A 22,496-nucleotide genomic window follows, 5' to 3' on the forward strand; every position below is an offset into this window, starting at 1 on the left:
GTCGTGCGGCGGCTCCTCTATCTCAGCCATCGCATCCCCTTCCCCCCCGACAAGGGAGAGAAGATCCGCGCCTGGCATATCCTCGAGCATCTGGCGCGGCGCTTTGCCGTCGATGTCGGCTGCCTGGTCGATGACCCGGCCGATCTCCGCCACGTGCCGGCCCTTGCCGCGCGCGTCGCTTCACTCGAGGCGCACCAGGTCGCGGGCGGGGCGCGGGCCTATCTCCGCGCGCTCAGGCACCTGAAGCCTGGCGGCACGCTGACCCGCGGGTGGTTCTTCCACCCCGCCCTCGATGCCTGGGTGCGGAAGGGGCTTGCGTCGGGCCGTTACGATGCCGTGTTCGTCTATTCCTCGGCGATGGCGCCCTACGTGATGGGCCACCCGCGGCATCCGGCGACGCAGGTGCGGGTGCTCGACCTCGTCGATGTCGACAGCGCGAAGTTCAAGGCCTACGCGCAGACCGGCACCTCCCTGCTGCGGCCGGTGCATGCGCGCGAGGCCCGCACCCTGCTGGCGCTCGAACGCGCGGCGGCGAAGGCGTTCGACCACACGCTGCTCGCCTCGGCTGCCGAGGTCGCGCATTTCCACAGCCTCGCCCCCGAGGCGGGGCACGTGCAGGCGCTCGACAACGGCGTGGACGCTGCGCGGTTCGACCCGGCCGGGGCCTATCCGAACCCGTTCCCCGATGGCGCGCCGGCGATCGTCTTCACCGGCGCGATGGGATACCGCCCCAACATCGATGCCGTGACGTGGTTCGCCGAAGCGGTCCTGCCGCGCCTGCGCGGCCGCAGCCCGGCCCCGTCATTCCACATCGTCGGCGCCAACCCGGCGTCCTCGGTGCGTGCGCTCGCCGCGCACGAGGGCGTGTTCGTCACCGGCACGGTGCCCGACATCCGCCCCTATCTCGCCCATGCCGCGGTGGCGGTGGCGCCCTTGCAGATCGCGCGCGGCATCCAGAACAAGGTGCTGGAGGCGATGGCGATGGCCCGCCCCGTGGTGGCGACCACCGGCGCATTCGAGGGCGTTCGCGCTGTGCCTGGGCGTGACCTGCTGGTGGCGGACGCGCCATCCGATTTCGCGGGGGCGGTCGCGGCGGTGCTGGATGGTGCGCATCCCGCGCTCGGCGCCGCGGGCCGCGCGGCGATGCTGGCTGGCCACGACTGGTCAGCCACGCTCGCGCCGCTCGATGCGATGCTGGGCTCCGGCTGAGGATTTCGCAGGAAGCAGCCTGTGGTTCAGGCGGCGCGGCGCCGGCGGCGTGCCGCGACGCCAAGGCCGGCGAGGCCGACGCCGAGCAGCGCCAGCGTTGCAGGCTCGGGCACCGGCAACGTCATCGTGCCGACCGAGAACAGTACCAGGTTGGCAGAGCCGCCACCGCCGAGGATGTCGACCGTGCCGGTGACCGTCAGGCCGTCGCCGCCCCAGTTGTCATCGGTGACGAAGAACGCCGTGTTCGGCGCCGGGCCGTTGCCGTCGACGGTGCCGGCGGCACCGGGGGCGAACCCATCGACCGACGTGAAGGTGACCGTCGCCTCGCGGTTCGAGAACACCCGCAGCGTGTTGCCGACGAGCGGGGCGAGGGTGGAGGACACCGTCGTGCCGTCGATGTTGATCGAGACGCCGACCGCTCTCCAGACCAGCGTGAAGCTGTGCGAGCCGGGATAGCTGCCCCAGTTGAACTCGCCCTGGTTGAAGTTGCCGGACTGGCTGGTGCCACGGCCGGCACCGATCTCCCAGTCGGCGGCGCCGGCGCGGCCGCCGCGCAGTTCGACACCGTAGGTACCGGGCGACGCGTTCGGCTGCGCTTGCTGCGGCACGTAGGTCGCGGCGGCGGGCACCGTGTTGTAGAGCACCACGGCGGCCTGAGCGCCGCCCGGAATGGAAGCCGCGAGCGCGATCGCTGCAAGAGCGGCGGGAATACCCAGCTTCATCGACAATGACCCCTGTTGGTTGGCGCCGCGCCTGCCGCTGCCATGGCAAATGTGATGCAGGTCACGTGCCATAGCGCAGAGAGATGAATCAATTGCATTTTTTTGAGATCGGCGGCGCGCATCGTCGACTGTAAGATTTTCCGACACGACAATCATCCCGGAGCACATCAGTGCGTTGAGAAGAAACACCAATCCTGAGACAGCCCGGCCGACGAGAGCCCACCGGCAGCCGCGTGATCCCCGCGCGAGTACGTCATGCCCTGTCATGCCTATTTCTGTGGGATTGTTCCCGTTTTCCTTCATCGGGCTTTCGATCCGGCCGTCTGGCTGGTACATTGCGCCGCATGAACATGCTGGGTGGGCGCGCGACCGTTGTGGCCCCCGATGGCGCCCTGCCGGCCACGGCCGCAGGTCCCGTCGCGTGGGCGCCTGCCGTCGTGGCGCTCGTCGCCGCCCTGGCCGTCTGGGCGGCCCTCTTCTCCACCGAGATCGCCGCTGCCGTCACCGTCTGGAACACGTCAACGGCCTACAACCATTGTTGGCTGATCGCGCCGATCGCCACATGGCTGTTCTGGCAGCGGCGTGAGCGGCTGGCGCTGCTCGCACCCATCCCCGCCCCTGTCTTCGCGCTGCTTGCCATCCCCGGCACGCTCATCTGGTTCGCGGCGGAGCGTCTCGGCATCATGGAGGGGCGGCAGCTGGCCGCCTTCGGCCTGGCGCAGGTGATCGTGCTCACGGTGCTCGGCTGGCGGTTCGCGCTCGCGTTCGCGGGGCCGCTCGCCTACCTGATTTTTCTCGTGCCGTTCGGTGGCTTCGCCGTCCTGCCGCTGCAGCACATCACTGCCTGGATGATCGACTGGGGCCTCGATGTCCTGGGCATCACCCACTATGTCGACGGGCTGATGATCGAGACGCCGGCCGGCCTGTTCCATGTGGCCGAGGCCTGCGCTGGCCTGCGCTTCATCATCGCCGCCCTTGCCTTCGGCGCGCTCTACGCGCTCGTGATCTTCCGCAGCCCGTGGCGGCGGCTGATCGTCATGGCGCTGGCGCTCGCCGTTCCCGTTCTCGCCAACGGGATCAGGGCCGGCGGCATCATCGTGCTCGCCGAATATCTCGGCAGCGCCGAGGCGGCCGCGGCCGACCATGTCATCTACGGCTGGGGCTTCTTCTCGGCGATCATCCTGCTGCTGATCCTCGCCGGCCTGCCGTTCCGCGAGGACGCCGCCCCGCCCGCCGCGCCGCTCTTCCCGGCACCCCCCGGCCCTCCCGCGCGACCGATGGCACTGGCCGGTGCCGCCGCGCTCGCGGCCGGGCTTGGCGGGGCAGGGCCAGCGGCGGCGATGACGCTCGCCTACCAGGGCGGCGCGCCGGTCGAAACCACGCTCCGCCTCGCGGCACCCGACGGATGCGCAGTGGTCGAGGGCGGGCTCGACTGCCAGGGCCTTCGGGTCCGGGCGACGATGCTGGTGTTCTCGCCACGGGCGAACTGGAGCGAGGTCAGCGCCGCGCGCTGGCGGCTCGGCCGCGGCGGGTCGGATACCGAGCTCACCTTCACCGTGCCGATCGGTCCTGCGGGAACCGGCGGGGGCGGGCTCTGGCGGGCGCGGCAGGCCGATGACGGCGACGGGCTGTCCGCCACGGCCTCGTGGCTCGGCGGCAGGGCGGTGGGCGACGGGCTCGGCAGCAGGGCGGCGCAGGCCCGCAACAGCCTGGCCGGCGGCGCCGGTGCGCCCGTGCTGGTGGTGGTGAGGGCGGTTCCGACGGAGCGCGCGCAGCCCCTCGGCGGCGCGCGCGAGCGGCAGGTGTTCCAGGCGGTCCTGGCAGCCCAGGGGGCCGGGCTGGCGGCAGAGGCCGCGGCGCGGTCGCAGGGGAATTGACCCCGGGCAATGAGTCGGAATTCTTGACAGCTGCGCGGCCGTCAACGTTTGCTCACTCGCAAGGCATTGGTTAACAGAGATTTTCGAGTCTGGCACGCGATGTGCTTTCACGCTGAAGCACAACGCATTTGCCCTTATTCAGGAGCTATCTTATGAAGAACCTACTGCTTTCCTGTGCGACATTCGCTGCTCTCTCGTTCGGTGCGATGGGTGCCGCACACGCCGCCCTGACGCTGAACCTCACGGGCACGGCCGGCATCATCCCCGGCGCCGAAATCACCAACGACGCGCTGCAGCCGCTCGGCTTCAACAACCCGCTCGGTGGCTTCTACGGCGCGCAGGTCTACACCTCCGCCGCCGGCACCGTGACGTTCCAGCTGCTCGGCTGGGAAGCCGGTGCGATCAACCGCATCATTTCCGGTGCCAACGTCCGCGGGTCGCTCGGCGATACGAACGGCTGGCAGACCCCGGTTGGTGCCAATGCGACCACGTTCAACGTCGCGGTCGGCGCTGGCAACAATCTGCTCCCGTTCTCGTTCAGCACGACGTTTGCTCCGGCAGCAACGGTTGCCAACGGCGCCAATCCGCTCGAGAGCGATCCGCCGACGGGCAACAACCTGCCGGTCGTGAACTTCTTCTCCACGTTCGGCCAGCCTGACGGCGCTCCCCTCCCGGCCGGCAACCCGGGTGAGACGGCGCGGTCCGGCAACGTCCTGTACCTCTTCTTCGACGATCGTGGGTCGAGGCGCGATGACCCGACCCGGGGCGGGAACAGGACCATCACGGACGATGACAACCACGACGACCTGGTGGTGAAGCTCACCTTCACGCCGACCGCCGTTCCCGAGCCCGCCACGCTCGCCCTGCTCGGCGCTGGCCTGCTCGGCCTCGGCTTCGCGGCGCGCCGCCGCCGCAACAAGACGGCCTGATCTTCCGCACATCGCGGGGCTTCCGCAGGGGCGGCGCTGGCAACAGCGCCGCCCTTTGCGCGTCCAGGTAGCATCCGGCCATCCACGACCGGCCTTGTCGGATTTCTTGACGCGCTTGGGGTGATTGACCGAGCGCAGACTGTCGGAATTCCTTACGGACAGGCGGGCGCCGCAGGACGCCCACTCGCAAGGCACTGATCCAGAACAGGCTTCCGATCTGGCACGCAGAGTGCACTACCATCGTCGGCGGGGGCCAACTTGGCTTGGAGGCTCGACGATGAAAAGGACGCTTCTCGCAGGCGTTGCTGCCCTTGCATTCTCAGCCGGCGCAGCAGAGGCGGCGCTGCTCTCGCTTGGCAGCGGCACAAACGGCGCACCGGTCGCTGGCCAGATCCCATCTCCCGGCCCGACAGAGGGTCCCAATACGAACCAGCTTCTGCCGCTGTTCGGCCTTCCGGCCGCCGGGCCTGGCTATGGCTGGTACGGCGCGACCATCGTCGGCACCGCGGGTGCGACGTACCTCTATGAGCTGTTCGGCGCCGAGGCGAGCAACAAGAACCAGCTCAAGCAGGGCTTCAATACATTCACTGGCACCGGCGATACCGGCAGCGCGCTTGACGGTGTCAATCGTGCGACCAGCCTGGCCGCGCCGCTTGCATCCTTCACGAGCAACAGCCTGGCCTTCAAGTTCGTCATCAACGGCGGGAATGGCGGCACCTACGAAGTCCGCAACAATGCCGATCCGCTCGTTCCGGGTGTTGGTGGCGGCAACCCCGACGATACCGCAGTGAACGCGCAGAATTTCTTCGCGACCTTCGACATCACTGACAATCGCGCCGCCGGGTCGCGGCAGCAGACCGGCGATGTGGTCTATCTCTGGCTCGATGACGGCAACCAGACCGACGATAACCACGATGACTTGGTGGTCCGCATCACCGCCAGCGTCGCTCCTGTCCCCGAGCCCGCCACGCTCGGCCTGCTCGGCGCTGGCCTGCTCGGCCTCGGCTTCGCGGCGCGCCGCCGCCGCAACAAGGCAGCCTGATCTTCCGCACATCGCGGGGCTTCCGCAGGGGCGGCGCTGGCAACAGCGCCGCCCTTGGCACACCAGGCCCGATCATCAGGGGGGTGTCGGAATTCCTGGCAGGGCGGGCACGACGATCAGATGAACTCACTGCAATCTGTCGGCAATCTTTACGTAAGGCGGATCGTCATCCGGATCCGGCCCGCAAGGCGCTGGCGAGCAACGCTGTCCTACGCTGGCATGCAGCATGCATCACCGCTGGCGGAGGGGAACTCTTGGCCAGGAGTTCCAATGATGAAGAAGGCTCTACTGACCGGTTTTGCTGTCTTTGCCGTGTCCGCGGGCGCTGTCATGGCCGCGCCGATCACGATCGGCCCTGGGCCGGCCGCGGGAACGCCAACCGCGGGCATCATCCCGTCCAACCTGCCCGCTGGCGGCACCAACGAGTTCCTGCCGCTGTTCGGCATCCCGGCGACGGGCAACGGCCACGGCTATTTCGGCAGCACGATCTCCGGCCTCGCCGGCGACTACCGGATCGACTACTACGGCGCCGAAGCCAGCAACCTCAACCAGTTCGCCGCACCGGGCGGAACGGTCCTGTTCTCGCACGGAGGTGGCACCACCATCGCCCCGAGCCTCGCCGCGCCGCTTCAAACCGCGGTGGTGACGTTCGGTGCCGGCACGCTCGACTTCCGCTTCCTGATCAACAGCATCGCGGCTGACGCGGTGATCAACGGCGCCAACCCGGACAACCTGATCGGTCCGCCGAACTCGGGGCCGAACTTCTTCGCGACGTTCGATCCGTCGGATGCCGCCGGCAATGGCGGGCTGACCGGCAACAGCGTCTACGTGTTCCTCGACGATGCCAACAACGTCGATGACAACCACGACGACATGCTGGTGAGGATCACCTACATCGAGACGGCCGTTCCCGAGCCCGCCACGCTCGGCCTGCTCGGTGCCGGGCTGCTCGGGCTCGGCCTGGCCGCACGCCGCCGCAACAGGGCCGCCTGATCGACGTCATGTGACTGTCGCGGGACTTCAGCAGGGGCGGCGCTGGCAACGGCGCCGCCTTTCGCACGTCTGGGGTGTGTCATCTCCCCGTTGATCGCGCATGTCGGGTTCCTTGACAGGGTGCCGGCGCGCCTGCGACCACCCCTAAGCGAATCAACACTTTATGCGTGTGGCATTCGTCTTGCAAAACACATATCAGATCGATTTTTCATACAAAGGTACGAAGAACATGAACGCCATCCGCCTCACGGTCACCGCTGCTGCCCTCGCCGGCGCTCTCGTGTCGACAGCCGTAGAGGCAAGCCCGATCGTCCATGACAGCATCGCCGATTTCACCACCATCCAGAACGTGCAGGGCGGCGCCACGGGAAACAGTGCCGCGGTGAACACCACCGTCGCCGCCATCCGCCCTGACCGCGTGGCCATCGCCAACATGTTCGACGGCAACGCGAACACGATGTACTCGATGGGCTTCGGCGGCACGCTGAACCTGTTGATCGCGCCGACGACCAACACCATCACGAGCGGCTCGGTGATCGAGCTCACAACCGGCGGCGTCGACCATCGCGAAGCGGCGCAGATCTACCTTGGTACCGACCTGGGCGGCTGGCAGCTGATCGGCACGGTGCTCAACGCAGCCGCCTCGGGCAGCGCAAGCGGCATCGGGTCGGTGATCAACGTCGCCAACCCCTTCGCCTCGCTGTCCTTCGTCACCACCGCCAACGGCCAGAGCAGCTTCGTGCTGACGGTGACGGACGGCGCGTTCAACACGCTCCGCCTGGTCGACGCCTCGACGCCGACGGGCCGCGAGCAGGACGGGTTCGACATCGCCGAGCTCCGCGTCACCTCGGTTCCCGAGCCCGCGACGCTCGCGCTGCTCGGCGCCGGCCTGCTCGGCCTCGGCTTCGCCGCGCGCCGCCGCAAGGCGGCCTGAGCCTGGCGACACACTGTCGGATTTCTTGACAGCGTACTGAAAGGGGCGGTGCCGGCGACGGCACCGCCCCTTCTCGTCGTGCCTTGACCGGCAACCCCAGTTGGCCCGACCTCAGCCTGGGCCTTTGACTTCAGCCTGGGCCTTTCACCTCAACCTGGGCCGTCGAACAGCGCCGCGTAGGCTTCGAACATCGCCTCCTGGTCGAACTCGCGCTCGGCCTTGGCCCGGTTCGCGGCGCCGAGCCCGGCACGCAGCGCCGCATCAGCCAGCAGCGTCCGCAGCGCGGCAGCGAGTGCTGCGTCATCGCGCGGCGTGAGGAACCGCCCCTGCGCCTCGGGCAGCATCGCGCGCACGTCGCCCACGTCTGTCGCTGCAACCGACCGCGCGCTCGCCATCGCCTCGAGAACGGAGAACGGCATCTGCTCGGTGTCGGAGGACAGCGCGACGACATCGAAGCACCGGTAGGCCGGCGCCGGATCGGGCAGGTGGCCGAGGAAGCGCGTGCGGTCCATCAGCCCGAGCCGGTCCGCGAGCGCCGCGAGTCCTGCCTGTTCCGGCCCGTCGCCGGCGATCGCGAGGCGGAAGGCGATGCCCTCGTCGCGCAATATCGCAGAGGCCCGGAGCAGGCGGTCGAGCCGCTTCTCCGGCCGCAGCCGCGCGACCGTGCCGATCACCGGCCCGGATCCCGGAAGGTCCAGCGCGGCGGCGGCCCCGGCCGGGTTGAAGGCCGCGAGGTCAAGCCCGTTGGGGATGTAGTGCAGCCGCTTCCCGGGCAGCCGCCAGAGGTCGCGCGCCGCGGCAAGCAGGGTGCGCGAGGGAAGCACGACAGGGCTTGAACGCAGCACGAGGCGGCGCGCGAGAACGCGGCGCAGCTTCTGCCCCTCCGCCTCGTCGGGACCGAACCCGTCCTCGGTGTGGAGGTGGCGCAGCCCCGGGAGGGTGCGCGCGACCGCTGCCCATTCGATGCTGCCCCAGTTGCTGGTCACGAGCAGCGCGGGCCTGAGACCGGCGAGAACGTTGCGGATCCTGAGCAGCCTGAGCGCCCCCTCGCCGAACCTGACGGGCGAGGGCAGCAGCGAGAGCGGCACGGTGGGCGCGATCCGGCTGGATGCGTCCGTCACGCCGTCGAGGGCGATGACGGCATGGCGCCAGCGCGGCCCGTACCGGTTCGCGATGGCACAGAACCGCGCCTGCGCCCCGCCGAGGCCGAAGCCGGGAAAGACGTGCAGCACCAGCTTCGCGCCGCCGCGCTCCGGGTAGCGTGTTTCGCTCAAGTTGCCTCACGGGTCCGCTTGACGACCACGAACAGCGAGGTCAAGACCGCTAGATCGTCATAGGAATAATCGCGGAACCGCGCTGCTAGCGGCAAGCGCTGCAGATCGCTGACACAGATTGGATCCGGCGTTCCATCAGCGAGCATCGCATCGAAGCCGGCCTTAGCGAGAAGCACGAGATAGTCATTGTGCCGGAGGCGGTTCTGAAAAGCCTGCGTATTGATCTGGGCCAGACGCCAGACGATTGCATCATCGTCGTAGCGCAGGAAATCCACGCGGGACAGTGAACGGTCCTTGTGCTGCCAGTGATCGGAATTGTCGACGATGTGACACATCGCTCCTTCGTCGCGGAGGATGCGGTGGAAGTCGCGAAGGAAAAGGCTGAGATCCCGTTCAGGCACATGTTCGAACGTCGCGCGCGAGATGATAAGATCGACCGATGCGGCTGCCTCTGCTGCCGTATCCCACGGCACGCGGTACTCCGGGGCAAAGCTGTCGAGCCGCATGCGCAGGGTTTCCCTCGGCTGCTCTAGTACCACCGCGATCTCGTCGAGCCTTGCGGTGATGCGCCCTCGTGCGATCTCCAACGTGCGATCATCCATCAGCCGCTCGACATCGGTCAGGACCAGTCGGTCAGCGCCGGCCATGTGGAACAGCATCGGGATCAGTGGAAGCCAGCCGGAGCCAAATTCGAGCACGGAGCTGCCGGCGATCGGCACACCCGCTTGCCGGAGCGCTGCCACCTGCTCGAGGCCCTGGGTGATGCAGAGAGCGGAGTTGCCAGGATCGTCGGCGTATGGCCGAAGCCGACGCTTGAGCCGCCGAAGCTCCGGCTGGAACGGAAGGAGGCCCCTGAGGACCATGTTCGCCAGATGGGTCGGTTTCATGCGCGCCACTCAATCCTGCCAGAGGGTTCGTCCAATGCCAGCGCCCGGGTACAGCGACCCTCATCGCGTCCGGCGAGACCGGATCGAAGAGCCGCGCTGCCTCGCCGTTTTCCAAAACCTCGTGCCCTTCCGGTCTGCGCGGCGACCAATCCATCATTAGGCATGTGCGTGCCATCGCGCTACTGGAGGCGCCGGCGCTGGACCGTGATCCGCGTTTGCGGATCACGGTCCAGCCGGCTTGCGCCTTTGCTGCCTCAGGACACGCTCGGCGAGCCGCGGGTCGATGATCGCCGCGTGATCAGCGGCATCGTTCACGTCTTGCGCTCTGGCGGGCGGTGTGGATGCGCCGGCGGCCTACGGACCGCGCAAGACGCTGTACAACCGGTTCGTGCGCTGGGCAGCCAAGGGTGGGTGGGAGCGCGTGTTCCGCGCGCTCGCAGCTGCTGGCGGCCCACCGGCCGAGCTGCTGCTCGACAGCAGCCACGTGAAGGCCCATCGCAGCGCCGGCGGCGGAAAATGGGGGAGCACGCGCAAGCCATCGGGCGCTCGCGCGGCGGGCGGACCAGCAAGATCCACGCGCTGACCGATCACCTCGGCCGCCCGATCGGTTTCGAGCTGACCGCCGGTCAGCACGGCGATGCGCCGGTGGCACTGGCGCTGCTCGCTCCCTGGCCGTCAGCCAGGCTCTGCATCGCCGACGCTGCGTATGACAGCAACGGCATCCGCAGCTTCCTGCTCGCTCGCGGCACCGTGCCAGTGATCCCGAACAACCCCACCCGCAAACAGCACCATCCCTTCGACCGGAGCGCCTACCGCAAGCGAAACCTCATCGAGCGCGCCTTCTGCCGCCTGAAGGACTTCCGACGCATCGCCACACGCGACGACCGACGCGCCGACGTCTTCCTCAGCGCCGTCTAACTCGCAGCAATCGTCACTTGGTGGATATGAGTCCGGAGCCTAGACAAGCCTCATCTTCCCGAAAGCCGCCGCACGAGTGGCCCCGCCCATTGCCGGGCGAGTGCCACGAGGCCGCGCGGCGAGAGCGGGTCGGCGATCACGAGGCCGATGCGCTGGCGGCGCGTCGCCGCCCAGAGCTGCTTGTAGGGGTCGTCCCCGCGGCCGAAATCGAGCACCTGCACGCCATCCTCCTCGATCAGCAGCGGGATCATCATCGCCGTCAGCACGGTTCCCGGCGAGGCCGCCCGCGCCGCCTCGTCATGGGCAAGCTTCAGCACCGTCGCGCGCCGCAGCCCCGCCTCGGTGCGATCGAGGATCCAGTACTGCGCGGCGATGGCGCGGCCGGCATCGGCCTCCCACAGCACGCCGAGGCGGAGCAGGCCGGCGGCGGCGGCGGCACGCATCAGTGCGGCGTCGAAGGCGGGGAAAGGCTCATCCGGCTTCCAGCTGCGGGCGCGCACGTCCTCGTAGGCGGCGATTCCGGCCTCGAGCGCCGGGCCGGGGGCGCGCAGGAGTTGGAACCGGGCGCTGCGCCTCGCCCGCGCGAGCTTGCGGGTGATCGTCGTGCGCAGGGTGGGCGGGCGCGCGGCGAGATAGCCCTCCCACGACGGTGCATCGCCGAGCGGTTCGTACCAGTTGCCGACATGATCGAACGGCGCGGCGAACGCGCGACCGGCGCGCAGGCCTGCGAGGAAGGCGGGGAGCGCTGGCAGGGCAGGGTCGATCAACTCGAGCGTCACGGGGCCTTCGCCGGTGAGGGCGCGGGCGATGGCGCGCGCGGCGATGTGCCGTGTGGCGACGTCCGCTGCCGGGTCATGCAACGGGCGCCAGGCCAGGCTGTACGGGCCGGTGAGGCTTGCGAGCCTCCCGGATCGGCGGACCAGCACGAGCAGCACAGTGCGGGCCGCATCGGTTGCCAGGACCGGCGTGGCATCGTCCGGCAGGGCGTTGGCGAGGACCGTGTCGAACCAGAGGCGGGAGGCGAAGAAGTTCCCCTCGCCTGGCTGCTCGAGCAGCCGGTCGGCCCAGCCTGGCAGGGCCAGGCCGGGCGCGATCAGCGACGCGGCGGTCGAGGACGTGCTCTGCACGCAGCCGATGTAGCGCAGGCGGGGTTGCGCGCGAACCCCGCCCGCGCCCTGGCGTTCAGCCGAACACGAGGTCGCCGGCCGCCAGCTGCGTGACGCCGGCGAGGAACACCGTGTCTCCGGCGCTGCCATAGGCGATCATCACGCCTGCCGTGCCGTTCACCGTCGTCGCCGTGGCCTGGACCGACGCCGACGCGATTCCCTGGAAGAACAGGCGGTCCGTGCCTGAGGCGAAGTCGGTGATCCGATCCGCCCCCGCACCGCTGGCGAACAGGAACGTATCGGCCCCGGCACCACCGGTCATGACATCGGCCCCCGCGCCGCCGCGGAGCAGATCGGCGCCGGCACCGCCGACGAGCGTGTTCGCGGCGGTCGTTCCCTCGAGGATCTGCGCGAAGGTCGCCTCCGGGATGCCGACAGGCTTGGCGAGGGTGAAGTTCCTCGCACCACTGGTCCCCATCACTGATGTGAGGCCAGCGTCGATGCCGTTGATCGAGACACTGTTGAGATGCAGGTTTCGATCGGCGGTCGCCGAACCACCCCAGCCATCATTCAGGAAGTTCACCGAGAGCTGGACGCTGTCGCCCCAGTTGCCCTTGATCGTGATCGTATCGCTCTGGCCATTCGCGCGGACCGAGGCTGCGGTAATGACGCCGCCGATCTGCTGGCCGTTGACGCCGATCGTGTACTGTGCGTTGCCCTGCCAGAAATCCTGCGCGACCTTCAGCACCATCGTGTCGCTGCCGCTGCCGAAGGTGAGGTTTTGCGGCGTCACAGTCTTCGTTGCTGCGAACAGCACGCCGCCAGTGGTGGCGAGCGTCGCCGACATGCCCTGCAGGTCCTGCCCGTTCAGCGACATGCCCTGAACATAGAGGTTGCGATCGGTCGCGGCTGTGCCGCCCCAGGCATCGTTGAGGAAACGCACCTCGACGGTATTCGCCGTGCCCCAATTGCCCTTGAGCGTGAGCGTGTCGCTCGTGCCGTCCGACCGCAGTGCCGAGGCGGTGAGCGTGCCGCCGAACTGCTGGCCGTTGACGAGCACCTGGTACTGGGCGGAACCCTGCCAGGCATCCTGCGCGATCCTCAGCACGAGCGTGTCGTTGCCCGTGCCGAAGCTGCGCGACACGGGTGCGAAGCCGGTTGTGACGACCGACACGGCCTGCGCCAGCACCGCAACAGACTCCGCTGCCGGAACATTCGCGAACACGAGGTCACCCTTGGCGAGGCTCCGCGCGCCCGTGAGGAACACGCTGTCGCCGGCCGTGCCGTAGGTGATCATCGTTCCGGACTTGCCGTCGACCGTGGCGATGCGGGCCTTCAACGAGGCAGGGTCGATGCCATCGAAGAAGAGCCTGTCGGTGCCGGAGGCGAAATCGGTGATCCGGTCGTTGCCGGCGCCTCGGCCGAGCACGAAGCTGTCCCTGCCCGCGCCGCCGCTCATGACGTCGTTGCCGCCGAGGCCACGGATGATATCTGCCCCCGCGCCGCCGATGAGCATGTTGGCAGCGCTCGTGCCTTCGAGGTTCAGCGCGGTGACGGGGGCGGGAAGGGTGAGGGGCTTGGTCGCTGGCGTGCTGCCAGCAGGCGGATAGAACTCATCGTAGATTTCAGGAATCGTGATCGCATAGGCGGGGTTGGCGACGTAGGAAGCCTCGTCGGTGAACGCGGGCTTGAGGGAGAGGAAGGATCGGTAGACAGCGGCGATTTCGGAGTCGCCTGTCAGATCATGGATGCCCGCAAGTGTCGCAAGACCAAGACGACCGTACTCTCCGCTGGCCCAACCGGTGGTCGAGGTCGTGTTGGACATGCCGCGGCTGACCGTCTCAGCGCCGATCTCTTCCCATGTCTTGTAGACTTCGCGCGTTGTCAGATTCGAGATGGCGATATTGTACGCGACTGCATCGCGCATCGCGAAGCCTTCGTCGCCGGCAGTAAACCGCCCGACGAGGTAGTTGGACATCCAGTCGATGAACGTCTTTGCATCTTCGCCGCCGCGCGTTGCCGAAATGATCGCGACGCCGGCAAAATAATCCTGCTGCCATGGGGCCATTGCCCCGCCTGGGTAGGCGCCCGGGAGATAGCCGTGCGCCTCGCCCTGTTGCGCGGTCCAAGCCGGGATCTGCGAGATCAGCCAGTCCCAGTTCTTCTGCGAGACGGTCTCGAAATAGGCCTGCTCTGCGCTGCCGTCGGGGCTCAGCCACGCTGCGTTCTCAACCTGGCGCAGGTTCCAGGCCGAACCGCGGACCTGGCCTCCATTGGTCACGATGCCTTCGCCGTTCATGCGCGTAACGGGAAACGTTCCCATCACGGCGGCCGAGGCCTGGGCCTGGAGGTTGTCCAGCATCCAGCGCTCGCCCGTCAGCATGTAGGGCACCGACGACAGGTCGGGCTGGTGCGCGTGATCGGGCGTCCACCCCGTGTCGGTGGGGCGCTGCTGCGTCAGCCCAGTCGAAGTACCATCGCCAGCGCGCCCGGTGCCGCCCCGCGGATCTGTCCAGAGCTTGGCGTAGTGATCGGTGTTGAGCCATGTATCATTGGTATCGTCCCAGAAGTTCCAGGGGACGGCGCCTGACGCTTCTGCCTGCCCCATCGCATACTCGGCGGCGCGAGCGTCGCCCGAGAGCAGCCAATGCACGTTGTGCTGGGTCGTGAAGCCGATGTCCGGGCGCCCGCCGGTGGTCGGCATGGCCTGCATGACGCCATTCGACGCGAGCGGGTCGCTCCACGTGCTCGCCGAGATCGCCGCGCCGTAGTTCGAGAGCGCCGGCTGCGACACCGGGATCGACAAGTCGTAGTTCGCGATCGCGCCGGTATCCTTCAGGTACTCGATGTCATGCTGGATGTTCAGCCAGCCGGATGACTGCGCGCCCAGGCCCTGCCCGCCATGCGGCCCGCCGGACGATACGCTCTCCATCCAGTTCTGGTACTGGCCTTGGTTCACGCTCTCCTGGATGACGACCTTGCCGTCGAGCGTCGCCTTCACCGAGTAGGCGACGCGGCCGCCAGCGGCTTCCATCGCCTCGTCGTTGTTGAACATAGCATCGACGGAGATGTTGCCGTCCTTGAACGCGGTCACGTCGAACTTCAGTCGCATCGAGCCGGGCACATCGACCTCGACGCGCGCCTGCGTCGCAAGCGGGCCCTTCTGCCAGATCGACGCCGAGCCATCGGCGAGCGCATCGCGCAGCGCGTCCATCACGTCGATCGTGATCTTCGGCTGGCCCGTGGGCGTGAGCTCGACCATCAGGCTGTGCTGGGAGGAGACGGCGGCGAGGTTCACCACGGGCTGGGCGGCCGGCGCCGCAGCCTTCTCCAGCACCACATCCACGCTCGTCCCCGCGCCGAGCATCGGCCGCTCGAACGACAGCACCGCCATCTTGATCGACCCATCCGGGTGGGTCGTCTTCACATCGACCTGAACCGGGACCGTCGTGGCGCCGATCTTGGCGATGAGTGACTGCCCAGCAGGCACATCGCCTGGCTGGAATACCTGGCCCATGGTCGTCACGCCTGCCTGGAGCGTGCCTGTGCCTGCGTTCTGCACCGTCAGTCCAACGACATGGCTTGTGCTCGGAGTGGATGAGTTAGTCATTCTTTAACTCCGGATAAGGGCGCGGGGACCCGCATGGTCGTTCACGGTGGTTAACGAAGAGTTGTTGACGAGCGTAGAGGTCCACCGATGACTGCCACTTCATTTGCGGCGGTCTTCGGTTGATTGTAACGGTCGGGCGATGATCTACGGCTGGACAGTCTTGGAGGGAACTACTATTGTCTGCGTCAGAGTGGTGGCTAGGCGTTTCGGTTGCAGAAGTGTGTACGGGGCACTACCCGTCTTTCATCCACGCCGCGAGCCACAGTTCAGCGAAATGTCGTTCACAACTTGGTCAAGTGAGGGAACCGCTGGGCCGTTTCGAGAACGTGGCAAGCGCGGCGCGCTGCTCTTCGTCCGGTCCGGCCGTACCGGACGCGCGCGGCAGCGACCTCGTTAGAGCCTTTTCCGATCAGTTTGGGTCGTATCCTGCGGCGGCGAAGCAGTTGGTGCACTCGTCGGGGGTGAAGGTGTCGATGATGCGGCCGATGGCATTCCACAGGCCGTCGAGCCTGCGCTCCGCGGCCTTGCGCAGCATGGCCTTGAGCTTTGCGAAGGCGTTCTCGATCGGATTGAAGTCGGGGCTGTAGGGTGGCAGGTAGAGCAGGCGTGCGCCGGCGGCCTCGATGGATGTGCGGACGCCCGGCCCTTTGTGGCTGCCGAGGTCATCCATGAAGACGATGTCCCGGACCGCAGTTCAGGCACGAGCACCTGATCGAGGTAGGCCTGGAAGGCAGCACCGTTGATCGGCTGATCGAGCACCATCGGCGCGACCATTCCGCTGTTGCGCAGGCCCGCGACGAAGGTGGTCGTCTTCCGGTTGCCGTGCGGGATGGCGGCGCGCAGCCGTTCGCCGCGCGGCGAACGGCCGCGCGTACGGGCCATGTTGGTCGAGGCCCAGGTCTCGTCGATGAACACCAGGCGGTCCGGGTCGAGGTCGAGTTGGCCCTCGAACCATTCCCAGCGCCGCGTCAGGACGTCGGGCCGATCCTGCTCGACCGCATGCGCCGACTTTTTTTTCAGCGTGATCCGCCGCGGCGCGAAGAACCGCCAGAGCGAGGCGATGCTGACCGGCACGCCGGCCTCGGCCAGTTCCGCGCGCAGCTCGCTCAAGGTGACGTCTGGCGTCCTCTCCACCAGACCGAGGATCCATGGCGCATGGCTCTCGATCCGTCCCGAGCGGCGGTCGCCGCCCAGAGGCCCGGGAGCCACCGAACCCACCTGCCGGTGCAGCGCCCATCAGCGGATCGCACTCGACGCCCCAACACCGAACCGCTCCGCCGCAGCGCGACACGTGACACCCGCCGCGATCGCCGCAACCACACGTTCCCGCAGATCAACCGATAACGCCTTCGGAGCCGAAGGCGGCCAGCGGCCACATGCCCGTCGGCCTCCTCTCCGACAGGCAGCGTGAAACAGATCCGATCCGCGTGGGGTGAAGGCCCTTGATTCAATTAGGTCTGAAGACGCTCTAACGGACGTTCACGAAGAGATACCGGTCGATCAGGTTTCAGGTCGATCAGGGGGGCGCGGGAACAGCGTCGCCTCCACGATCGCGCAGATGGCGTGGCCCAGCACCTCGTGGCCTTCCTGCACGCGCGGTGTCGATGCATGCGGCACGCGGAGGAGGATGTCGCATAGCGCCGGCATGTCGCCGCTGCCAGCGCCCGTGAAGCCAACCGTCGCCATGCCCTTGGTCCGGGCTGCGCCCAGCGCGGCGAGGATGTTGGGCGACCGGCCGGAGGTGGAGAGCGCGAACAGCACGTCGCCCGTGGCGCCGAGCGCCTCGACCTGGCGCGAGAACACCCGCTCGTAGCCGTAGTCATTGCCGATGCCGGTCATGATCGAGGTATCGGTGGTAAGCGCGATCGCGGCGAGGCCGGGGCGGTCATAATGGAAGCGCGAGACGAGCTCTCCCGCCCAGTGCTGCGCGTCCGCCGCGCTGCCGCCGTTGCCGCAGAGCAGCAGCTTGTTGCCGGCGCGCAACGCAGCGACCACGGCATCGGCCGCTGCCACGGTCGCCGCGCAGAGGGCCGCGTCAGCCGCCATGCGGGCGAGAAGGTCGGACGTGGTCCGCAACGTTTTGATTACGAAATCTTCGCCCGCCATGCCCGCCTCGTCCCTCGCGTCAGCCATCGATCACACCCCGGAACAGCGCAGCATACGCACCGGCGCGGCGGCGCCAGGAGAGGTCGGCCCGCATGCCCGCGCGCTGCATGCCGGCCCAGGCAACCGCATCGCCATGCAGCGCGGCCGCACGCATGATCGCCGCCGTGAGCGCTGGCGTCGTCACCGGCGCGAAGGCGAGGCCAGTGGCAACGCCCGCCTCCAGTGCCGCGGCATTGGCGTCAATCACGGTATCGGCAAGCCCGCCGACGCGCGCGACAACCGGCACGCAGCCGTAGCGGAGGCCGTAGAGCTGCGTCAGCCCGCACGGCTCGAACCGCGAGGGGACGAGGATCGCGTCCGCCCCGCCGAACATTATGTGCGACAGCGTCTCGTCGAAGCCGATGCGCACGCCGACGCGGCCGGGATGGGCCTGCGCCGCGGCAAGGAACGCGCCCTCGAGCGCGGCATCGCCCGAGCCGAGCAGCGCCAGCCTGCCGCCCGCCGCGACGAGCGCGGGCACCGCCTCGGCCAGCACGTCCATCCCCTTCTGCCAGGTCAGCCGGGTGACGACGGCGAACAGCGGCGATGCGTCAGCCGTCAGGCCGAACGCGACCTCGATCGCCGCGCGGTTCGCCGCACGCAGGTCGAGCGTCGCGGCGTCGTAGCGCGCGGGCAGCGCGGCGTCGGTCGTCGGTGACCACACCGTCTCGTCGATGCCATTGACGATGCCGGCCACCCGACCAGCCCGCGCGCGGATCAGCCCATCCAGCCCCATGCCGCCCTCCGGCGTGGCGATCTCGGTGGCGTAGGTCGGGCTGACGGTGGTGATCCTGTCGGCGAAGTGCATGCCCGCCTTCAGGAACCCCACATTGCCGTAGTACTCGATGCCCTCGACCGTGAAGGCTTCGGGGGGCAGGCCGAGGCTCGGGAACGTCTCTGGAGGGAACTGGCCCTGGAAGGCCATGTTGTGGACCGTCAGGACGGAGGGCACACGCCGGCCGGACGCAAAGGCGAGATAGGCGGGCGCGAGCGCGGCCTGCCAGTCATGGGCGTGCAGGAGATCGAACCGCGCGAGCCCTGCCTCGCCGCGCGCGAGCATGGCACCGGCGCGCGCGAGTGCGGCGAACCGCGCGGCGTTGTCCGGCCAGTCGCCGCCGCCGGGGGCCGTATAGGGGTTGCCGGGCCTGTCGAACAGCGGCGGCGCGTCGAGCACCGCGAGGTCGAGGCCGCCGGCACGGCCGGCGAGGATGCGCTGCCCCGGCCCCGGCGTGGCAATCGCGCGCGCGTCGCCCAGTGCGGCGAGGATGGCCGGGTAGCCGGGCAGGAGCGTCGTCACCGCGATGCCCTCTGCCGCGAGCGCGGCGGGAAGCGCGCCCGTGACATCGGCGAGCCCGCCGGTCTTGACCAGCGGATAGGCCTCGGATGCGACGGCGATGACGCGCATCGTCACGCCCCGATGCGGTCGATCATCGCCTGGGTGACGAGGCAGACACCGTTCTCGGTGCGGCGGAAGCGCGTGGCGTCGAGCACGGGGTCCTCGCCGATCACGAGGCCTTCGGGAATCGTCACGCCACGGTCGACCACGACGTTGGTCAGGCGCGCGCCGCGGCCGACCGTCACGTCGGGCAGCACCACGCCGCCATCGACGGCGGCGAAGGAGTTCACGCGCACGCCGGTGAACAGCAGCGACCGTCGCACCGTCGCACCCGAGACGATGCAGTTGCCCGAGACGAGCGAGGAGATCGCCTGGCCGCGGCGGCCATCCTCGTCATGGACGAACTTCGCCGGCGGGGTGATCTCGGCATGCGTCCAGATCGGCCAGGCGCGGTCGTAGAGGTCGAGCTCCGGCACGATGGCGGTGAGGTCGATGTTCGCCGCCCAGTAGGCATCGACGGTGCCGACATCGCGCCAGTAGCTCGTCGTCTCGTGTTCGGAACGGACGCAGGAGCGTTCGAAGCGGTGCGCGATCGCGGTGCCGTGCGCCACGAGATGCGGGATGATGTCGCCGCCGAAATCATGTTTCGATGACGCATCGGCCGCGTCGCGGCGCAGCTGGTCGAACAGGAAGTGGGTCTCGAACACGTAGATGCCCATCGAGGCCAGCGCGATCCCGGGCCGGTCGGGCAGTCCCGGCGGGTCGGACGGCTTCTCGAGGAACGCGGTGATGCGGTCGGTCGTGTCGACATGCATCACGCCGAAGCCGGTCGCCTCCATGCGCGGCACCTCGAGCACGCCGACGGTCACGTCGGCCTTCCGCTCGACGTGTTCGCGCAGCATCGCCTCGTAGTCCATCTTGTAGATGTGGTCGCCCGCCAGGATCACGATGTGGCGCGGCGCGTAGCTCTCGATGATGTCGATGTTCTGGTACACGGCGTCGGCGGTGCCGCTGTACCAGCGGTCATGCCCGACGCGCTGGCTCGCGGGCAGGATGTCGAAGCTCTCGTTCCGCTCGGGCCTGAGGAAGCTCCACCCGCGCTGGAGGTGGCGGATCAGGCTATGCGCCTTGTACTGCGTGGCCACCCCGATGCGGCGGATGCCGGAGTTCAGCGCGTTGGACAGCGCGAAATCGATGATGCGGGTCTTGCCGCCGAAGAACACGGCGGGCTTGGCGCGACGGTCGGTCAACTCCATCAGCCGGCTGCCGCGGCCGCCGGCGAGCACATAGGCCATTGCATCGCGCGCGATGGGCGTCGAACCCGACGGCCTCTGCGTCATGCCGTACCCTCCCTGCGCGGCTCGTCCCGGAGCCGGTGGCCCGGCGGCGGCGCTCAGCCATCGTGCTTCGTCTGGAAGCCCGATACCAGTGCCGCGATCCGACCAGGGTCGGATTGTTCCATCACCGAGCGTGCGAAGCGGGCGCAATCGTCGATCGCGACCGACCGCACCGCCTGCTTGACCCGCGGGACCGAGCCCGAGGACATCGAGAGGCTGCGGATGCCGAGCCCGAGCAGCAGCGGCGTCAGCCTGGCATCGCCCGCGATCTCGCCGCAGACCGAGACGGGCATGCGGATGCGCAATGCCGCCTCGATCGCGAATTGCATCAGCCGCAGCACGGCGGGGTGCAGCGGGTCGTAGAGGTGGCTCGCCTCCGTCTCGGCGCGATCAACCGCCAGCGTGTACATCGCGAGGTCGTTGGTGCCGATGGCGAAGAAATCGCTCTCGAGGGCCAGGCTGTCGGCGGCAAGCGCCGCACCCGGCGTCTCGATCATGATGCCCAGCGGCGGCAGGTGCTCGGGCAGGTCGAGGCCGCGGCGGCGGAGGCGGCGGCCGACGCGGTCATACACCTCGCGCGCCTTGCGCACCTCGTCCGGCGTCGTGACCATCGGCAGCAGCACGCGCACCGGCCCCTTCGTCGAGGCACGGAGGATGGCGGCGAGCTGCGTCTCGAACAGCTCGGTCTCCTTCAGCAGCAGCCGGAGGCCGCGCACGCCGAGGGCAGGGTTGTCGCCGCCGGCACCGGGCACGATGCCCTTGGCGACCAGGCTCTCGATCTGCTTCTCCCCGCCCCAGTCGAGCACGCGGATGGTCACCGGGTCGCCCTGCATCGCCTCGACGACCTGGATGTAGGTCTCGGCCTGGGCGTCCTCGTCGGGCACGTCGTCGCGGTTCATGAACAGGAACTCGGTGCGCAGCAGGCCGATGCCGACGGCACCCGACTGCGCGATCATCGGCAGCTCGATCGGCAGTTCCAGGTTGGCCTGGAGCTCGACCTGCTCCTCGTCGCGCGTCACCGCCGGCAGGCGGCGGAGGCGGCCGAGGCGCTGGCGCTCGCGCATCTCGGCGGCGAGCGCCTTGCGGGCGGCGGCGAGCGTCGTGGCCGTCGGGTTCAACGTGACGATGCCGGCGCGGCCGTCGACGATCGCCATCGTGCCCGGCTCTGCCGTATCCATGAGCCCAGGCACGCCGAGCACGGCGGGAAGCCCGAGCGCGCGGAGCATGATGGCGGTGTGGCCCTCGAGCCCGCCTTCCTCCGTCATCACGCCTGCAAGGCGTGCGGGTTCGAGCAGCGCGGCATCGGCCGGCGTCAGGAGTTCCGCGGCAAGCACGGCGCCGTGCGGCAGCAGCGAGTAGTTGCGCCATGGCGTGCGGGTGAGGTTGCGCACCAGGCGCCTGCCGATCTCGCGCACCTCGTCGGCCCGGCGCTGGCGGGTGGCGCGGTCATCGGTGCCGGCGGCGAACATCGCCTCGGCCAGCCCCTCCGCCTCCTCGGCGACGGCGGCCTCGGCATTGATCCGCTGCTCGCCGATGCGGCGGCGGATGTTGCGGGTGAGCCGGGAGTTGCCGAGCATCTGGGCATAGGCATCGAGCAGCGGCTCGAGCTCCCGGTTGGCTTCCTCGGGCAGGATCGAGAGCCTGGCGCGGAGCTTGGCGAGCTGCTTGCGCGAAGCGCCGACGGCCTCGTCGAACCGCTCGATCTCCCAGGCGACCTGGTCCTCGAACAGCTCGCGCCGCTCGATCGCCGGCGCCTGCTCGGTCGCGGTCGCGAGCCTGCCGATGGCGATGCCGGGAGAGACGGCGAGGCCGTAGAGCGTGGTTTCCTTCGCCTGGCGCCCGGCCGGCTTGGCGGCGGCGGTGGCGCGGGGCTGTTCGGCTGCCGGCTTGCGGCGGGGCGGTGGCTTGCCCTCAGTCCTCATTGAAGCCGGCCTCGACCAGGGCCGACAGCGCATCGAGCGCCTCGCGCGCGTCCCAGCCCTCGGCCTCGAGGACGATCGGGCAGCCCTGGCCGGCACCGAGCATCATCAGCCCCATGATCGAGCGGGCCGACACGATGCTGCCGTTGCGGCGGACGTTGACGCAGGCCGAGAAGGTCTCGGCCAGCTTCACGAACTTGGCCGCCGCGCGGGCGTGCAGGCCCCGCTTGTTGGAGATGACGAGGTCGCGCGTCATCG

Annotated in this window: 17 protein-coding genes and 1 pseudogene; 7 read left to right on the forward strand and 11 right to left on the reverse strand. The window is 68.8% G+C overall.

Features of this window, described 5'->3' with window-relative positions:
* The first annotated feature begins 3 nt into the window (after positions 1–3).
* Positions 4–1,209 carry a TIGR03087 family PEP-CTERM/XrtA system glycosyltransferase gene (locus Q0C38_RS18975; protein WP_291298695.1) on the forward strand — a complete coding sequence of 402 codons (1,206 nt, stop codon included), beginning with the start codon at positions 4–6 and terminating at the stop codon, positions 1,207–1,209.
* Positions 1,210–1,235: 26 nt separating this feature from the next.
* On the opposite strand, the gene Q0C38_RS18980 is transcribed toward Q0C38_RS18975, so the two are convergent.
* Complete coding sequence (locus tag Q0C38_RS18980; protein WP_291298696.1) at positions 1,236–1,931, reverse strand: PEP-CTERM sorting domain-containing protein; 696 nt, start codon at positions 1,929–1,931, stop codon at positions 1,236–1,238.
* Positions 1,932–2,275: 344 nt separating this feature from the next.
* Here Q0C38_RS18980 and xrtA point away from each other — a divergent pair, with 344 nt between their 5' ends.
* The 5 genes from xrtA (at position 2,276) to Q0C38_RS19005 (ending at position 7,706) form a co-directional block, all read left to right on the forward strand.
* Entirely contained in the window at positions 2,276–3,808 is a 1,533-nt protein-coding gene (gene xrtA / locus Q0C38_RS18985) for an exosortase A (protein ID WP_291298697.1), read from the forward strand.
* Between the two features lie 152 nt (positions 3,809–3,960).
* Positions 3,961–4,737 (forward strand): PEP-CTERM sorting domain-containing protein, encoded by a 777-nt coding sequence (locus Q0C38_RS18990; RefSeq protein ID WP_291298698.1) that lies wholly within the window; start codon positions 3,961–3,963, stop codon positions 4,735–4,737.
* 277 nt (positions 4,738–5,014) lie between these two features.
* Positions 5,015–5,779, forward strand: a complete 765-nt coding sequence (locus Q0C38_RS18995) for a PEP-CTERM sorting domain-containing protein (RefSeq protein ID WP_291298699.1) — start codon at positions 5,015–5,017, stop codon at positions 5,777–5,779.
* A gap of 273 nt (positions 5,780–6,052) precedes the next feature.
* Positions 6,053–6,772: a PEP-CTERM sorting domain-containing protein gene (locus tag Q0C38_RS19000; RefSeq protein ID WP_291298700.1), complete on the forward strand. Its 720-nt coding sequence runs from the start codon at positions 6,053–6,055 to the stop codon at positions 6,770–6,772.
* Positions 6,773–7,001: 229 nt separating this feature from the next.
* Entirely contained in the window at positions 7,002–7,706 is a 705-nt protein-coding gene (locus Q0C38_RS19005) for a PEP-CTERM sorting domain-containing protein (protein ID WP_291298701.1), read from the forward strand.
* 149 nt (positions 7,707–7,855) lie between these two features.
* Here the strand turns inward: Q0C38_RS19005 and Q0C38_RS19010 are convergent, their stop codons facing one another.
* Positions 7,856–8,980: a glycosyltransferase gene (locus Q0C38_RS19010; RefSeq protein ID WP_291298702.1), complete on the reverse strand. Its 1,125-nt coding sequence runs from the start codon at positions 8,978–8,980 to the stop codon at positions 7,856–7,858.
* Positions 8,977–9,867, reverse strand: a complete 891-nt coding sequence (locus Q0C38_RS19015; RefSeq protein WP_291298703.1) for a class I SAM-dependent methyltransferase — start codon at positions 9,865–9,867, stop codon at positions 8,977–8,979. Before Q0C38_RS19015 ends, Q0C38_RS19010 begins: the two co-directional genes overlap by 4 nt.
* 516 nt (positions 9,868–10,383) lie before the next feature.
* Between Q0C38_RS19015 and Q0C38_RS19020 the strand changes: the two genes are divergently transcribed.
* Positions 10,384–10,785: an IS5 family transposase gene (locus tag Q0C38_RS19020; RefSeq protein WP_291298704.1), complete on the forward strand. Its 402-nt coding sequence runs from the start codon at positions 10,384–10,386 to the stop codon at positions 10,783–10,785.
* 50 nt (positions 10,786–10,835) lie between these two features.
* Here the strand turns inward: Q0C38_RS19020 and Q0C38_RS19025 are convergent, their stop codons facing one another.
* From Q0C38_RS19025 to Q0C38_RS19060, 8 genes and pseudogenes are all read right to left on the reverse strand, one after another.
* A complete protein-coding gene (locus Q0C38_RS19025; protein ID WP_291298705.1) occupies positions 10,836–11,912 on the reverse strand; it encodes a GNAT family N-acetyltransferase in 1,077 nt (358 codons plus the stop codon).
* A gap of 55 nt (positions 11,913–11,967) precedes the next feature.
* The gene (locus tag Q0C38_RS19030) at positions 11,968–15,453 is read right to left on the reverse strand and encodes a carbohydrate-binding domain-containing protein (RefSeq protein ID WP_291298706.1); all 3,486 of its coding nucleotides are present in this window, start codon (positions 15,451–15,453) and stop codon (positions 11,968–11,970) included.
* A 457-nt stretch (positions 15,454–15,910) separates the two neighbouring features.
* A pseudogene (locus Q0C38_RS19035) lies at positions 15,911–16,833 on the reverse strand (IS630 family transposase).
* Positions 16,834–17,001: 168 nt separating this feature from the next.
* Positions 17,002–17,634, reverse strand: coding sequence for a D-sedoheptulose 7-phosphate isomerase (locus Q0C38_RS19040; protein WP_291298707.1), 633 nt, complete (start codon positions 17,632–17,634; stop codon positions 17,002–17,004).
* A complete protein-coding gene (gene glgA, locus Q0C38_RS19045) occupies positions 17,627–19,051 on the reverse strand; it encodes a glycogen synthase GlgA (protein WP_291298730.1) in 1,425 nt (474 codons plus the stop codon). The genes Q0C38_RS19040 and glgA overlap by 8 nt, the downstream gene beginning before the upstream one ends.
* A 2-nt stretch (positions 19,052–19,053) precedes the next feature.
* Positions 19,054–20,322: a glucose-1-phosphate adenylyltransferase gene (gene glgC / locus Q0C38_RS19050; RefSeq protein ID WP_291298708.1), complete on the reverse strand. Its 1,269-nt coding sequence runs from the start codon at positions 20,320–20,322 to the stop codon at positions 19,054–19,056.
* 53 nt (positions 20,323–20,375) lie between these two features.
* Positions 20,376–22,241 carry a phosphoenolpyruvate--protein phosphotransferase gene (ptsP, locus tag Q0C38_RS19055; protein WP_291298709.1) on the reverse strand — a complete coding sequence of 622 codons (1,866 nt, stop codon included), beginning with the start codon at positions 22,239–22,241 and terminating at the stop codon, positions 20,376–20,378.
* Positions 22,231–22,494: an HPr family phosphocarrier protein gene (locus Q0C38_RS19060; RefSeq protein ID WP_291298731.1), complete on the reverse strand. Its 264-nt coding sequence runs from the start codon at positions 22,492–22,494 to the stop codon at positions 22,231–22,233. The genes ptsP and Q0C38_RS19060 overlap by 11 nt, the downstream gene beginning before the upstream one ends.
* Positions 22,495–22,496 lie beyond the last annotated feature (2 nt).

The sequence above is a fragment of the Elioraea sp. genome (assembly GCF_022842375.1).
Taxonomy (GTDB): Bacteria; Pseudomonadota; Alphaproteobacteria; order Acetobacterales; family Acetobacteraceae; genus Elioraea_A.